Origin of the sequence: Teredinibacter sp. KSP-S5-2, from assembly GCF_032773895.1 — a bacterium.
Lineage (GTDB): Bacteria > Pseudomonadota > Gammaproteobacteria > Pseudomonadales > Cellvibrionaceae.
This window is the reverse complement of the sequence record NZ_CP120416.1, coordinates 4603157-4618629: the sequence shown is the minus strand read 5'-3', so window position 1 is coordinate 4618629 and position 15473 is coordinate 4603157. Positions and strand designations below refer to the sequence as shown.

Here is a 15473-nt window from a genome sequence, read left to right as displayed (position 1 = left end):
AAAAATGTCAGAAAGCAAGGCTATCCGAGCCTATAAAGGGGTTCAGCCACAACTTGGTGACCGAGTATACATAGATGAAGCCGGCGTCGTCATTGGCGATGTGGTACTCGGCGACGATGTATCCGTTTGGCCTTGCGCCGTCATCCGTGGTGATATGCATAAAATTCGAGTGGGCGCTAGAACCAGCGTGCAGGATAACGCCGTGCTGCACATTACCCACGCCAGCAACTATAACCCCGATGGTTATCCACTACATATTGGTGAAGATGTCACTATTGGCCACGGCGCATGTTTACATGGTTGCACTATAGGTAATCGAGTCCTGGTCGGTATTGGCTCGACCGTATTAGACGGCGCGATCGTTGAAGACGAGGTTGTTATCGGTGCAGGAACTCTGGTTCCACCGGGTAAAACCCTGGAAAGCGGCTTTTTGTATGTCGGTAGCCCCTGCAAAAAAGCTCGACCATTAAAGCCCGAGGAAAAAACGTTTTTCACTTATTCAGCACAAAACTACGTGAAATTAAAAAATGAATACCTGGCTGATGATTGATCAGCCAATTCAAACTCTTGAGCAAGCCTGAGTTTGAATATACAGATCAGAACACTAAGAAGGGATTTCTCTTATATTTCAATACCAGGAAAATGCGTTTTAAAATATGCGCTGATATCCGCAAAATGCTGATCTGGAGTCGATACTAATTCAGCAAGTTGGTTTAATTCATTGACGTCCTCATCCTCCACCGGCTTGTCTTTTCCACCCTGTATTTCTTCAGTGTCCCACGGCAAAATCTCCAGTTTATTTAGACAAAACAAATCTCGGAGCATATTGTCACGAACGAACCAATCACCGTTTAACTCTTTTTCATAGGTACCATAATGCTTTGGGTTTTCACCTTTGATGTAACAATTTAACCACGCCTCACCCCCCGATATAAAATCTTTACTTTCCACATCCAGAGGGTTGTATTTCAAACGATTGAGCAGAAATCGAAATATAAAATTTAGTCGGTGTTTATTGCAGATAATTTGATACATCCATGTGTCGACTTTCACCCACCGTTGTTCCTCTTCTTGCCAATACTCGCATAGCCAATGGTCAAATTTTTTCTTTTTACTAAAGAATGTGGCGAATCCGGACCGAACTCGTGCGGGCACGCCGTGATATCTAAGAAACGCACAGAGTAATAATGATGTGTCCCGACAGTTACCCAGGATTTTTTCTTGATCTACCCTTTCCTGTTGAAGATCACTGGTGTTCAGTTTGTGAAAGTTAGCCAGTTTTTCATGAATACTGCGCAGGCTAAGGTCACTTTCCCTGGAAGGATTGAGCTTGGTAATTCTCATATTGTGCCAAAAGTCTATCAGCACAATATTATTGACCAGGTCGCACAGAGCTTCGATTCCGTTAACTGGTTTAGTGTCCTGCTGAAATAAAGTTAACTCCGTATTGGGACCAGGAAGAGAATAAAATTGATATAAGCTTTGAGCTAAAGCCATTATGACACCCAGTAGATAATAAGAACGCTATTTGGCGGATAGATTCTACTGATGGTAAGTCAGATGGAGGGTTGAAACCATACTCAAAAAACGCAAATCGGTGTTTCAACCCGCTACAAAAACGGTTATTTCAACGCCGCCTGAACCATTTTTTCTACCTGTTTTTTATCGGCAAACTGTGTGACTCTCAACTTCTCAATTCCATCGTCCAATACGATCAATGTCGGTGCCACTTTAATTTTGTAATGCTGAAATAGCGTGTTTTCAGTGTCCATTTTCATTGGCGCTGCAATAGTATATTTCTTTTGGTAAGCGTCGATATCTTCTTGTTTAGTCCAAATTCGATTGATCAGGATTTGCCAATTTTCGTTTTGTGTTTTTGCGTACAACGAATTCACCATTTCTTGGCCATCGACACAGTTTTTGGATACTTCTGGCCGGGTTTCCTGAAGGTACCAGTCACACCATGCCATTGTAAAAAACAACACACGTTTTCCCTGCTCCTGGATAACTTCTGGTTTTGTGGTTTTTTTTGCCACCGAACCTTCTGCAGCATCAATGTCTTTTTTGGCAAGCAATGCAATTTTTTTGTCTAACGCTTCCGATGCCTCAAAACCTTTATGCACTACAGTACCATCGCGATTTATCAACACGTGAAAAGGCGTAAACACAGCATCAAACGCCGTCGTAAATGCACTATTGTGATCTTTCACTACTGGCATCGACAACTGATATTGCTTGATTATTTCCTGTACAGCCTGGAGATCATCATTAATGTCCAGATTGATACTAAGGAAATCGATTTTGTCGTGATACTGTTTGTACGCTTCAACATAATGGGGCATTTGTTTAATGCACTCCTGGCACCAGGTTGCCCAGAGCTTTATGTAAAGCGGTTTCTCTGTCTTATAATCTTTCAGGTTAATCCGCTCATTGTTCAAGGTCTTTAGCGGCACATCCAGTTTTTCTGCATAAACCTGATTAACCAAGCAGATAACTAAGGTCATTAATACCAAACGGTTTAATAACTTTTTAAGTCTCATCTAGAATTCTCCTTCGCCAAGGTATTGTTAGAATAGTGAACTATGCAAAACAATTGTTTTTATGTATTGTAAAAAATCGACATGAAGCGTAACCCACTGAGTACAGCCCAGCCAGAAATCCTGCCCGTTAACGACTTCGGGCTTAAACTGTATCTGCCATTACCATCACTGTCACAATCCATTCAACATATTTGGTATTGTGGAGGAACATCCTCCAATACAGGGTTTACTCAGTATCTGACGCCCAACGGTGGTCTGGGCATCATCATCAATATCGGCTCTCCAATATGGGTTGATAACGAACAACTGAAACAAGGCGTCTATTTTGATAGCACTTTTGTTCAATCACAAAAAATCCAACTCCCGTCAAACTGCAAAGTTTTTGGTATTCGATTTTTCCCTGGTGAATTCAAACGATGCTTTCCACTGCCAGTATGCGAACTCAGGAAGGGGTTGGTCGATACATCTTCTATCTACCCCGACACGGAACAGTTGTTGACTGAACTAACACTAGCATCGTGTCGGATAAAACAAATAGTATTGATTGAAAACTGGCTGTATTCGCTTATTTGCCGGTTCAACTATTCAGATGTTGCCCTTCGCCCCTTGCTATCAAAACTTAGGGCAAACTATTCCGGCAAAATTTCCAAACTCATTGATTCGCATACAGGGTTAAGCCAACGCTCACTGGAAAGGCGTTTTAAGAGCAGTTTAGGGATGTCTATTAAGGAGTATTTGGATATCCAACGCTTTAACACCGCGTTGAAAACAATTCGGCAAAAGCCTGAGGATCTCAGCCAAGTGGCACTGTCCGCTGGCTACTATGATCAGTCGCATTTTTCGCGCCAGTTTAAACGTGTGATGAACATTACACCTGGCCAGTATCTACAGCGTTTTCTCAAATCCCGATCAGGGAATCTGCGTGATGAGAACCCGTGATGGTTAATCCGAATCAGGCAGGATTAAACTGACTTAAACAGGCCTTGGCATGTTTTCCGAGCTGAATTTTTATATTTTCTGATTTTTGTTTCAGGAAAGGCTGTTTATCATCCATATGCTGGCCTTCGAAGCCAAAATACGCATTTAATCGTTCACACACGGGCGAGATCAAATAAGGCTGATCCGCCAACGTACTCAGAAAATCGCCTTCTTGTTTCTGAAAGACCGTCATCAGGTCTGCTGCCAGATATTCCTGAAAGATTGCCGCACGTTTATGCTGAGCATAGTAGGCAAAGAAAAACAGTACCTTTATTTGCTTGTCCGTTAGTTCGCTCTTATCTTTTTCCAGCTCTATGTTTTCTATGTAAAACCTTTCCAGGGCTTTAAAATGCTGAAGTTCATCAAACATTTCATTTCCCTTTGGATCTTTATAGACATACCGTGACCGGTTGATGTCCAGTAGAGAGGAAAGGAGTAAATCTTCGCCTGAGACAGGAGGCCGATCAGCTTGCGTTGAACAAGCAACAAGGAGCAGAGGTAAAACGAGGGCAGCTATTTTCACGACTTATCCGTAATAGTTACTTTTACATTGCGGCCATCTTTCGGGGTGATGGCATTGTAGATTTCAATAATTTTGGTTTCCTCAATCACGACACAGCCGTCTGACCATTTTTCATAGGGCGGTTTACCCATGTGAATGAAGATACCGGAAAAACCAACTACATTGGGGATAAACACGGCCTCTCTTGGTTTTCCGGCGGAATTCTTTTTGCGTGCCATTGTGGTCGCAGAACAACCGGTATAGACGCCCGCAGGAATTTTTTTACTGAGGTTCCAATAACACTTGGTTTGCACGCTTTTGTTCGGACCAGTAAATGTTAACGTGCCCTGGCTGATTCCTCGCTCTACCGTAATTTCGTACACATTGTATTCCTTTTGATTACATCTTTTAGATAGTTACCTTAACCGCATTCGACGACATCTACCGTAGAATCACGCACACTTCTTGGCTAAATTTGCCTTAGTTGATTGATAACGGGCTGCACATCTGGCCGACAGTGACGCCAAATATAAAACGATTCTGCAGCTTGTCCAACTAGCATTCCCAGTCCATCTGCGATCTCATCAGCACCATGTTGCTTCGCCCATTGTAAAAACGGGGTCGGCTCATTGCCATACATCATGTCGTAAGCCTTGGCGTTATTGGCCAAAACCTCAGCGGGAATCGGCGGTAAATCCCCGGATAGACTGGCCGATGTACCGTTAATAACGAGATCAAATTGCAGGCCATCAAGTTCATCGTAGCCACAGCCACGAATATGCCCGTAAGGTTTAAACTCCTCTTCCAATACTCGCGCTTTTTCAGCTGTCCTGTTGGCCACAGTAACACTCATTGGATGTTGCTCCAGCACCGGTAGAAGCACACCGCGAACGGCACCCCCCGCCCCCAGAATCAGTACCCGCTGCGCCTGAATCGGCCATCCCATTCGGTCCACAATGTCTGACACCATACCAATGCCATCGGTGTTATCCCCCAGAATGGTGCCATCATCTTGTAGCGCCAGTGTATTCACTGCCCCCGCTGTTTTTGCCCGTTCGGTCAGCACCTGTGCAAATTGGTAAGCATCGTGTTTAAAAGGCACGGTGATATTTAAGCCCTTTCCCCCGGATGCAAAAAAGTCGTTTGCTGCCTGATTAAAACCGTCAATATCGACTACTTGCTTGTCATAGGAGAGTTGCTGCTGTGTTTGTTCGGCAAAGAGAGAATGGATAACCGGCGACTTGGAATGAGCAATGGGATTACCAAAAACACAATAACGGTCTTTCGTTTGTTCGGTCATTACACCCACTCCTTTGTAATCAAGTACTTATCGTATAGGTCAGCTTCTTTCGACCCCGGCTCGGGATGCCAGTCATATTCCCAACGGACCAAGGGTGGTAGAGACATCAAAATGGATTCCGTTCTTCCTCCGGTCTGCAAACCAAACAGGGTTCCCCGGTCGTACACCAGATTAAATTCCACATATCGACCTCGCCGGTACAGTTGAAACTGCTTTTCTTGTTCGGTGTATGGTGTGTTTTTACGCTTTTCGACAATGGGAATATAGGCCTTGGTATAGCTGTCTCCCACCGCCTGCATAAAGGCGAAACTCTGTTCAAACCCCATATGATTTAAGTCGTCGAAAAAGAGCCCACCAACACCACGGGGTTCACCTCTGTGCTTGAGGTAAAAGTAGTCATCACACCACTTTTTGTACTTTGGGTAAATCTCTTGCCCGAAAGGCTCACAGGCCGTTTTCGCAGTCTGGTGCCAATGCTGGCAATCTTCCTCAAACCCATAGTAAGGCGTCAGATCATAGCCGCCACCAAACCACCATACAGGGGCTTCGCCTTCTTTCTCGGCGATAAAGAAACGGACATTAGCGTGACTGGTTGGCACAAAAGGGTTATGCGGATGAATGACCAACGACACCCCCATTGCTTCAAAGCTTCGGCCAGCCAGCTCCGGTCTGTGGGCAGTTGCAGAAACAGGCAAGGCTTCTCCCATAACGTGAGAAAAGTTGACGCCACCTTTTTCAATCACCGCGCCCTCGGTCATAACCCGGGAAGCACCGCCACCGCCTTCTGCTCGTTGCCAAGTATCCTCAACAAACTGCTGTTTACCATCCACCAAACTCAGTTCGTCGCATATGCGTGTTTGCAGTTGTTGGAGATATTGCTTAACCGCCTGTTTATCAGGTGCTGACATGAGATAAGCCTTTTTGTGTTGTTATGCGCGGATTATACGTCCGGTGAGTAAGTCCTTAATCACCGATGGAGATGCATTCTTGCCCACATTGCCCGGACTAAAATACAGGTTTTCTTTACCGAAGTATCGTCTTGCTGCCATTTGTGATCGGGCTGGCGGCAACCCTTGGGGGTTAGCTGACGTCGACACGATAGGCCCATCAACTAATTTACACAAAGATTGAATTATTGGGTGAGTACTTACTCTCACCGCAACACTATCAAATTGGCCTGAAACAAAATCCGGTACGCGATTTTTATGGGGAATCAACCAGGTAATATGGCCGGGCCAGGACTGTTCAAGTTGGGCACGTTGTTCGGAGTTTATGCCGTCCAAAAGAAATGACAGCTGTTCAATCTCACCAGCAACGAGAATCAAACCTTTATCGACATGCCGCTGCTTAAGCCGAAGAATTTTTTCGACTGCATGTTGATTAAAAGGATCACACCCCAAACCCCACACAGCTTCAGTAGGATATGCTATTACATCACCACGAAGTATTCGCAGCGCACATTGTTGAATACGAGGGTGCCAGCGCCAATCCATATCGTTTCTATATATGCTTTTAATCAGTTTACTTGAGGAAGTGTTTTTTTGGCTAATATCGCGTCAAAGCTTCTTAACACCGAAATTACCCGCTTTGGTGCGTTATCTTATCTGTTATATCGAAAATTTGCGCCGCCAGATTGCTAGGTTTTTGCTAGATGATGGAAAGAAGAGGGAGCAATCAGATTCAATAGCCCTGACCAAATAACCTCTGGTGAAATATGTAACCAGTTCAAAAACAAGGGCTTAGACCTACCCTTGCTTACCATTTTTAATCATCGAGTTGATAAACCCCTGCGACTGTTCAAGCCGCGTATAGCCCGCTCCAGTATTTACCACAAAGCCTTTCAACTCCATAGTGAGCAGCGCTGACATCACATCGCCCACGGACAAACCTGTTCTCTCTACCAATGTATCGATAGAGGTGGTTTCGTAGCCTAAATGCTGAAGTACGACATCTTCTGACTCATTAGTGACGAGCTGCCCGACAATATCGGAGTCCACCGAGTCACTCATCCGTCCAGTTTGCTCCCAGCTCATGGACAAAAACCCCTTTAACTCGCTGGTCACATCCATTGCTGTTTCTACCAGTTTTGCCCCTTCTTTAATCAGCTGATGACAACCCCGACTAAGCGGATTATGAACAGAACCGGGCAAGGCAAACACTTCTCGATCCTGTTGTACCGCATACCTGGCCGTAATCAGCGAACCGCTTTTCACCGCAGCTTCAATCACTAAAGTGCCATAGCTCAAACCGCTGATCACCCGATTTCGTTGAGGAAAGTTCTGAGGAAGAGCCTCAGTACCCAATGGGAATTCACTGATAACCGCCCCACCGTTTTCAATGATGCGCTGCACAAGCTCCCGGTTTCTGGCAGGGTAGATTTTATCCACACCAGTTCCCAGTACAGCAATTGTTCGACCATTGACGCTAACTGCACCAGTGTGAGCGGCAGTATCAATACCCAGCGCCAAACCGCTGGTAATGGTAAAACCATGTTTTGCCAGCTCGGCTGCAAACTCAAAAGCGCTACTCTGCCCACCCGGAGTGGGGTTGCGGGTGCCAACGACTGCAATCTGGGGGAAGGAAAGGCAACTGGGATCACCCAGAACATACAATAATGGAGGTGGTTTTTTTGTTTCCCGCAATAACTCAGGGTAATGCTCACTGCTGGAGTCTATGAGTTTTGCGTTGAGCTTATCCGCCCATTCAAGATCCGCTTCGATCTGCTTAAAAGTACTCGAAGCCTTACCTAGCCGCTGAAATTCCTCAACCGCATCAACTGCTTCCTGCGGGATAAGCACTTCCAGTTTGTCTCGTGAAAGCTCAAAAAAAGCACTCAAGCCAGGGACATGATCAAGTACCTTCCAGTAGGTTGCTGTGCCAACAGACGGTAGCCTGCTGAAGAAGAGTTGTAATTCGAGAGGGGATAGCATTGTGTCGTCCTTGAACATCATACTGTTAGTGATATGAACATCAGTATTTGAGTATCTATCGATGCATTGGAAAAGTCGAGTGAATAATTGAAAGGCAGCCCCAGGCTTACCTTACCCACATCCATGTGGCCTTCATTCCCAGCAGGCAAGCCCTACGGGTTTTGAATCAAGTCACCTACTTTTAAGCCTTGCTTAGCTTCAAGAACCAAACCAAAGCTTACTTTTTCAAAGGTTTTAAACACCATCATTAAACCCGCACGCTCATCTGGGAGTTTAACGGTATCACCGGAAACGCGGTCACGGATTTTGCCACCACGCTTGTACACAGCCAAAACGTTACCAGGCACCATCCCCTCACGCTCACCACGGTTTATGACCACGACGTCCATTTTACCCACTTGGCTTACACCACCTTCTACCGCAAGGATCACACCTTTAATGTCTTCAGCGGGAGGAGATGGATAAAAAGTAGAATCGATTGGACGCTCTTCCTGACGTAACAAGCGGTCGCCTATACGAATTTCTTCAGTTGTTCGCGTGATATCCAGTGTGCCGATTTCGCCTTCAACGGAAACCAGAGTACCTGTACCAATATCAAACGCCTGCACCCCCAAAAACTCTTTGGTCTCTGGGTCTATGTATTTGTCACCACCACGGTAAACGCCATACACCGTGTAGGTTTCCTCGAAAGTCCCTCTGGCATAGGCCTGATCGCCGGCACCCACAACCAGGTGCTCATCGGCTCCGGATAGAATATACGGTGCTCTTTCCAAATCACGTTTGCCAACTACCCGACTTTTGGATAAAAAGCTGTTGATCTTATCAAGTGGAATCGTCTCGATAGCTTCTTCGGCAGTAAGCTCACGCACCTGCGGGCTCAGCTTATAGGTTCTGCCACCATCGGCACGGGTCAGGGTCAATCGGGGTTGCCCTTCAAGATAGATAAGACGAATAACGTCTCCAGGGTAGATAAGGTGAGGGTTTTCTATCTGAGTGTTCACATGCCAGATTTCTGGCCACATCCACGGGTTTTGAAGGAATCTTCCGGAAATATCCCAAAGTGTATCTCCTTTGATCACCGTATAGTTATCTGGAACATCACTTTTTAGTTGTGGCTCACTAGCCAACACTATGGATGAAAGGGTGAAAGCAACAATGCCTGTTAGGAGATTTTTCATTGCTTGGGTCCTGTTCAGTTCGGCCTAGCGACCTATAACCGTTATAATAGCTTAGAAACCAGTTGCTGGCGGCCTGTAACTCGCCTAAGAGATTTAGTATAACTGCTGTATGATCATAATGTTAGCAGCGATACTTAGCTAGTTACTATAAGTTTGTCCCACAATCGAGATAAATTAGTCACATTATTAGATTTCCCCCATGGCCATACTCAAGATACTTGAATTTCCCGACCCCAGGTTACGTAATGTCGCGCAACCTGTTACTGAAGTTGACGATTCCATTCGCCAGCTGATTGATGACATGTTTGAAACCATGTACGACGCCCCCGGCGTCGGACTGGCCGCCACACAAGTGAATGTTCATAAACGTGTGGTGGTCATTGATACCAGCGAGGATAAATCCGAGCCCCTGGTATTCATCAACCCCAAAATAGAAATTTTGGACGAAACCCTGTTCGATTATGAAGAAGGTTGTTTGTCCGTGCCAGGATTCTACGAAGAGGTTACTCGTCCAAGGCATGTGCGGGTCACTGCTCTCAACCGCAACGGAGAGACTTTCACAATCGAACCAGAAGGGCTTCTGGCCGTGTGCATTCAGCACGAGGCCGATCACCTGGACGGAAAGCTTTTTGTGGATTACCTGTCCAACATGAAGCGTTCACGTATTCGCAAAAAGCTGGAAAAACAGCATAAATTAGCGGAAAAATAATCTAACTTCGGTAAAAACCATTTAATGAGCCACACACAACCTCTCAATATTGTTTTTGCGGGTACACCAGATTTTGCAGCTAAGCACCTCGAAGCCTTGCTGCAATCACCGCATAATATTCTCGCCGTATACACACAACCGGATCGCCCTGCTGGTCGGGGAAAAAAACTCACACCCAGCCCGGTTAAGCAGCTGGCAGAGGAACACAGCATTCCGGTTTTCCAGCCAGAATCTCTGAAAACCGAAGAAGCGCAGGCAGAATTAAAGCAACTTAACCCGGATTTGATGATTGTCGTGGCCTATGGACTGCTTCTACCTCAAGCCGTGTTAGACACCCCCAAATTTGGCTGCTTCAATGTTCACGGCTCGCTGCTTCCAAAATGGCGGGGCGCCGCCCCAATCCAAAGAGCCGTTCAATACGGAGACACAAAAACCGGTGTCACCATCATGCAAATGGACATAGGCCTGGATACCGGTGACATGCTATTAAAAGCCGAGTGCGATATTTCTCCAACTGACACCAGTGGGGACTTATACCAGCGCCTCGCAGAGTTGGGGCCTCAAGCCCTACTCACTTGCCTTGAACAGTTATCTCAAGGAAAAGTCATTGGAGAAAAACAGTCCGATGAATATGAGAACACCGAATTCCAATACGCCCGAAAAATAGAAAAATCCGAAGCAGAGATTGATTGGTCTCTGCCCGCACCCGAAATTGAACGGAAGATCCGCGCCTTTAACCCCTTTCCAGTTTGTTACACCACTTTGGGTGGCGAGCGTTTGCGAATTCAAAGGGCGGCGCTGATTGCAGATACAACTGGCAAATCCGACCCAGGTAAAGTTGCGATTCGTGAGGGCAGCATTGAGGTGCAATGCGGTAGTGGCAGCGTTCGACTCCTGGAACTGCAACTTCCCGGCAAAAAATCGATGGAAGTTGAGCAATTTCTTAATGGCTTCTCGTCGCTGTTACAACAACATTCTCATTTGGGGCAATAGCGGTTGAGTAACCACAAATCTGTGAATGTTCGAGCAATAGCGGCAAAAACACTGGCACCAGTATTGCGACAAAGTGCCTCTCTTAGCAGCACGTTCGAAACTAATCGCACCAAAATTGCGGAAAATGAACGCAGTTTATTTCAGGAGCTATGCTTCGGAACACTGCGTAACTACTATCTTCTCGACTCACAACTCAGCCAACTGCTTGGCAAACCGTTACGCAACAAAGATGCTGACGTAAAAGCGTTATTGCTTATAGGTCTACATCAGTTGCTCAACATGCGGGTGCCTGACCATGCAGTTATTTCTGAGACCGTTAACGCCAGCACAAAGCTCAAAAAAACCTGGGCCAAGGCGCTGGTCAACGGCGTCCTTCGGCAGGCCACACGTACCCACGAGCCAGAAGAACAGGTAGAGCAGCAACAAGAAAATCTTGAAGCGATCTACAATCATCCGGCGTGGCTAATTGGCAAGCTTAAAAAGAGCTGGCCGGATCATTGGCAACAAATATTGGAAGCCAACAATCAGCAACCCCCTATCCATATACGAATAAATTTGCGGGAAACTACACGAGAGTCTTACCTGGAAGCACTTTCATCACGTGATGTAAGCTACTCGGAAAGTAAGTATTCGCATACTTGTATACGTATAGATAGCAAGCAAGACATAAAATCACTTCCCGGTTACGACCAGGGCTTCTTCAGCGTTCAAAACGAGGCAGCCCAACTCAGTGCTCCACTACTCCAACTCCAGCCACAAAACAGAGTACTGGATGCCTGTTGCGCACCGGGCGGAAAGTCCACCCATATTCTGGAACACTGCTCGGAAATAAGTGAATTGGTTTCTATTGATTTGGAAGAAGCGCGATTAAGCAGGGTAAAAGAGAACATCAGCCGCTTACAACTTGGGGATCTTAATCACCAATTAATTTGTGCTAACGCACTGGATCTCGATTCGTGGTGGGATAAAGTACCTTTTGACCGAGTGTTATTAGACGCACCCTGCTCTGCTACCGGCGTTATCCGCCGGCATCCGGATATAAAACTGCTGCGCCGGCCTGACGATCTTGATAAGCTTGCCGAGCTACAATTTTCCTTGATAGAAGCAATGTGGGGGGTGTTAAAACCCGGGGGAATTTTACTGTATGCAACATGTTCCATACTCCCACAGGAAAACGAAAAACTCATCGAGCGTTTTTTAACACAAACGACAAACGCTAAAGAGCTAGCTTTCGACGATAATCAAGCATGGGGAATAAAACGACCTTATGGCCGACAGTTATTTCCCAAAAACCAAGGATATGACGGTTTTTATTACGCGCGCATACAGAAAGACGAGTAATACGATTAAATAAACCGGCTGAAAAGCAAAGTTACGATTAATGAAAATTATAATCTTAGGTGCAGGTCGGGTTGGTGGCACTTTAGCAGCCCACCTTTCCAGTGAAGCAAACGATATCACCGTGGTAGACACACGGGAACTTCAGCTCCGCGAGCTGCGTGACAGGTTCGACCTGGGCGTGGTTTCTGGCCACGCATCCAACCCGGAGATTCTGGTAAAAGCAGGAATCGAAGATGCAGACATGCTGATTGCTGTAACAGGTAACGATGAAATCAATATGGTTGCCTGCCAGATCGCTCACAGCTTATTCCGCACCCCCACCAAAATCGCTCGAATTCGTTCCCAGTCTTACGCAACTTGCGAGGGACTGTTCCGTCGTGACGCCATTCCGGTTGACCTGATTATCAGTCCGGAAAAACTGGTGTCCGATTACCTATACCGCTTGGTACAACAACCCGGCGCGCTGCAAGTACTCGATTTTGCAGGAGGTTTGGTACAGCTGGTTGCCGTTAAGGCCTATTACGGCGGGCCGCTAGTGGGCCAACAGCTGCGTTATATTCGTAAGCATATCCCCAAGGTGGAGACACGAGTCGCCGCAATTTACCGACGCAATCGCGCGATTGTGCCCACTGGCTCGACTGCGATTGAAGCCGACGATGAGGTGTTCTTCCTGGCCGCCAAGGAAGATATTCGCGCAGTTGTAAAAGAGCTGCGCCGCTTAGACCGCCCTTATAAGCGCATTATTATCGCAGGTGGTGGCAATATTGGCTTTCAGCTCGCCAAAAGTCTGGAAAAAGATTATTCCGTTAAAGTCATTGAGCTAAACAGTGAACGCTCAGACTTTTTATCTGAGCATCTGGATCATGTGACCGTGCTTAACGGCAGCGCCTCGGATCAGGACTTACTGGCGGAAGAAAATATTGAAGATACTGATGTATTCCTCGCGGTAACCAACTCCGACGAGGCCAATATTATGTCCTCGCTGCTGGCCAAACGGATGGGTGCACATAAAGTGCTGACGTTAATCAGTAATCCAGCCTATGTCGATTTAGTGCAAGGCGGCGAGATTGATATCGCGATCTCTCCGCAGCAGGCCACAATCGGCAGCCTGTTAACCCATGTAAGGCGTGGTGATATAGTGAATGTTCACTCACTTCGCCGGGGTGCGGCCGAAGCCATTGAAGTTATTGCACACGGCGATGAAAAAACCTCGAAGGTAGTGGGTCGGGCCATTGAGGATATCGACCTGCCCGAAGGTGCAACCATTGGCGCAATTGTCCGTGAAGTTCAGGAAGCACCTGAAAGTCTCACCAACGAAATCCTGCGTTCACCTGAATTGGCGATGGGAATTCGTAACAGCGCTCCAACTCGCGAAGCACCAAAACGCGAAGTTATTATTGCTCACGACGATATCGTTATTGAATCCGGTGACCATGTGATTCTATTCGTAATTAACAAGAAGTTTATTTCTGATATCGAGCGCCTGTTCCAGGTAGGCTTTACTTTCTTCTAACCGAGCTCAGAAAACGCAGGGCGCCAGTTCACTATGCATTTCGCTGTTATCTTTAAAGTTCTCGGAATTCTGCTAACACTTTTTAGCCTGACCCTGGCTCCACCCATTCTGGTTTCCCTTTGGTATGACGATGGCGCGGTGGACAGTTTTGTTATCGCCTTTGCTATCACCTTTGTTACCGGCATGCTGGCTTGGCTGCCGGTATATAAAATTAAGCAGGAACTTCGTACTCGGGACGGCTTTCTAGTCACGTCTCTTTTTTGGACGGTGCTCGCACTCTTCGGTTCGCTGCCGTTATTACTTGCTGAAGCCACTCAACTGTCCGTGGTTGATGCGATGTTTGAATCTCTTTCAGGGTTAACCACAACCGGAGCAACCGTACTCACGGGGCTCGACTATCTTCCCCGTTCAATTTTATTTTATCGTCAGCAACTCCAGTGGCTTGGCGGCATCGGGATTATCGTTATCGCAGTAGCCGTTCTCCCAATGCTGGGCATTGGTGGTATGCAGTTATATCGCGCCGAAACACCCGGCCCGGTGAAAGACAGCAAGCTCACACCGAGGATTACCGAAACGGCAAAAGCCTTGTTTTTCATTTACCTCAGCCTAACCATAGCCTGCGCCTTCGGATACTGGCTGACCGGGATGACTCCTTTCGACGCGATAACCCATTCTTTTTCCACCGTGGCGATTGGCGGCTTCTCGACCCACGATGCCAGCATGGGCTTCTTTAACGACTCTCGCACCTATCTGGTGTGCATGTTTTTTATGGTGTTATCCGGCGTAAACTTTGCGCTGCACTTTTTTGCCTGGCGGGACAAAGGCATAACCCATTACCTCAAAGACCCGGAATTTAAATTCTATGTTTCAATGATTGGCATAGGCCTGGTTATTTGTGTCGGCTATTTATTGACAACAAATATCTACCCGGTAGAAGAGGCATTAATTAAAGGTAGCTTCGAATTAATTTCGATCCTGACCACAACCGGCTTTGCAGTAACTGACTTTTCTATCTGGCCTAGCTTTTTACCTTTCTTGATCTTTATGTTTGCCTTTATGGGGGGCTGTGCTGGATCGACTGGTGGCGGTATCAAGATGATTCGCGTACTGCTTATGATTAAACAAGGGATGCGCGAAATTTATCGCCTTATTCACCCCAATGCGATTATTCCCATCAAGATTGGTACCAAATCAGTTTCAGATCGGATTGTTGAAGCGGTGTGGGGGTTTTTTGCCGTATACGTGGTGTCGTATTTGACAATGTGCGTCGTGTTATTGGCCACAGGCCTGGATTTCGTGACGGCGTTTACTGCCATCGGTGCCTGTATCAATAACCTCGGCCCGGGCTTAGGTGAAGTATCCACCCATTATGGCAACATCAACTCAACCGCCAAATGGGTGTTATGTTTCGCTATGTTACTTGGCCGGTTAGAAGTGTTTACATTGTTGGTTTTGTTTACTCCGGCCTTCTGGCGTAAATAGTACTCTC

16 protein-coding genes are annotated in these 15473 nt (G+C 46.5%); 7 read left to right on the top strand and 9 right to left on the bottom strand.

Annotated elements, in window-relative coordinates:
- Positions 1 to 4: 4 nt before the first annotated feature.
- Positions 5 to 550 carry a gamma carbonic anhydrase family protein gene (locus P5V12_RS19725; protein ID WP_316954794.1) on the top strand — a complete coding sequence of 182 codons (546 nt, stop codon included), beginning with the start codon at positions 5 to 7 and terminating at the stop codon, positions 548 to 550.
- Positions 551 to 621: 71 nt separating this feature from the next.
- On the opposite strand, the gene P5V12_RS19720 is transcribed toward P5V12_RS19725, so the two are convergent.
- Positions 622 to 1497: a transglutaminase-like domain-containing protein gene (locus tag P5V12_RS19720; RefSeq protein ID WP_316954793.1), complete on the bottom strand. Its 876-nt coding sequence runs from the start codon at positions 1495 to 1497 to the stop codon at positions 622 to 624.
- Between the two features lie 125 nt (positions 1498 to 1622).
- The gene (locus P5V12_RS19715; protein ID WP_316954792.1) at positions 1623 to 2540 is read right to left on the bottom strand and encodes a redoxin family protein; all 918 of its coding nucleotides are present in this window, start codon (positions 2538 to 2540) and stop codon (positions 1623 to 1625) included.
- A gap of 81 nt (positions 2541 to 2621) precedes the next feature.
- Here P5V12_RS19715 and P5V12_RS19710 point away from each other — a divergent pair, with 81 nt between their 5' ends.
- A complete protein-coding gene (locus P5V12_RS19710; RefSeq protein ID WP_316954791.1) occupies positions 2622 to 3479 on the top strand; it encodes an AraC family transcriptional regulator in 858 nt (285 codons plus the stop codon).
- A gap of 13 nt (positions 3480 to 3492) precedes the next feature.
- Here the strand turns inward: P5V12_RS19710 and P5V12_RS19705 are convergent, their stop codons facing one another.
- The 7 genes from P5V12_RS19705 to P5V12_RS19675 all read right to left on the bottom strand — a co-directional run bounded on the left by P5V12_RS19705 (position 3493) and on the right by P5V12_RS19675 (position 9428).
- The gene (locus tag P5V12_RS19705; protein WP_316954790.1) at positions 3493 to 4041 is read right to left on the bottom strand and encodes a hypothetical protein; all 549 of its coding nucleotides are present in this window, start codon (positions 4039 to 4041) and stop codon (positions 3493 to 3495) included.
- Complete coding sequence (locus P5V12_RS19700) at positions 4038 to 4403, bottom strand: L,D-transpeptidase family protein (protein WP_316954789.1); 366 nt, start codon at positions 4401 to 4403, stop codon at positions 4038 to 4040. The genes P5V12_RS19705 and P5V12_RS19700 overlap by 4 nt, the downstream gene beginning before the upstream one ends.
- Positions 4404 to 4489: 86 nt before the next feature.
- Positions 4490 to 5320, bottom strand: coding sequence for a shikimate dehydrogenase (aroE, locus tag P5V12_RS19695; RefSeq protein ID WP_316954788.1), 831 nt, complete (start codon positions 5318 to 5320; stop codon positions 4490 to 4492).
- Positions 5320 to 6228: an oxygen-dependent coproporphyrinogen oxidase gene (gene hemF, locus P5V12_RS19690; protein WP_316954787.1), complete on the bottom strand. Its 909-nt coding sequence runs from the start codon at positions 6226 to 6228 to the stop codon at positions 5320 to 5322. Before hemF ends, aroE begins: the two co-directional genes overlap by 1 nt.
- A gap of 21 nt (positions 6229 to 6249) precedes the next feature.
- A complete protein-coding gene (locus tag P5V12_RS19685; RefSeq protein ID WP_316954786.1) occupies positions 6250 to 6813 on the bottom strand; it encodes an L-threonylcarbamoyladenylate synthase in 564 nt (187 codons plus the stop codon).
- A 252-nt stretch (positions 6814 to 7065) separates the two neighbouring features.
- The gene (gene dprA / locus P5V12_RS19680; protein ID WP_316954785.1) at positions 7066 to 8250 is read right to left on the bottom strand and encodes a DNA-processing protein DprA; all 1185 of its coding nucleotides are present in this window, start codon (positions 8248 to 8250) and stop codon (positions 7066 to 7068) included.
- A gap of 152 nt (positions 8251 to 8402) precedes the next feature.
- Complete coding sequence (locus P5V12_RS19675; RefSeq protein ID WP_316954784.1) at positions 8403 to 9428, bottom strand: LysM peptidoglycan-binding domain-containing protein; 1026 nt, start codon at positions 9426 to 9428, stop codon at positions 8403 to 8405.
- A 199-nt stretch (positions 9429 to 9627) separates the two neighbouring features.
- On the opposite strand from P5V12_RS19675, the gene def reads away from it, so the two are divergent.
- The 5 genes from def to P5V12_RS19650 are packed head-to-tail and all read left to right on the top strand — an operon-like array spanning position 9628 to position 15466.
- Positions 9628 to 10137, top strand: coding sequence for a peptide deformylase (gene def / locus P5V12_RS19670; protein WP_316954783.1), 510 nt, complete (start codon positions 9628 to 9630; stop codon positions 10135 to 10137).
- Between the two features lie 24 nt (positions 10138 to 10161).
- Positions 10162 to 11130 (top strand): methionyl-tRNA formyltransferase, encoded by a 969-nt coding sequence (fmt, locus tag P5V12_RS19665; RefSeq protein WP_316954782.1) that lies wholly within the window; start codon positions 10162 to 10164, stop codon positions 11128 to 11130.
- Positions 11131 to 11133: 3 nt separating this feature from the next.
- Positions 11134 to 12471, top strand: a complete 1338-nt coding sequence (gene rsmB / locus P5V12_RS19660) for a 16S rRNA (cytosine(967)-C(5))-methyltransferase RsmB (RefSeq protein ID WP_316954781.1) — start codon at positions 11134 to 11136, stop codon at positions 12469 to 12471.
- Positions 12472 to 12511: 40 nt separating this feature from the next.
- The gene (trkA, locus tag P5V12_RS19655) at positions 12512 to 13984 is read left to right on the top strand and encodes a Trk system potassium transporter TrkA (RefSeq protein WP_316954780.1); all 1473 of its coding nucleotides are present in this window, start codon (positions 12512 to 12514) and stop codon (positions 13982 to 13984) included.
- Positions 13985 to 14017: 33 nt separating this feature from the next.
- Entirely contained in the window at positions 14018 to 15466 is a 1449-nt protein-coding gene (locus P5V12_RS19650) for a TrkH family potassium uptake protein (RefSeq protein ID WP_316954779.1), read from the top strand.
- The last annotated feature ends 7 nt before the right edge of the window (positions 15467 to 15473 follow it).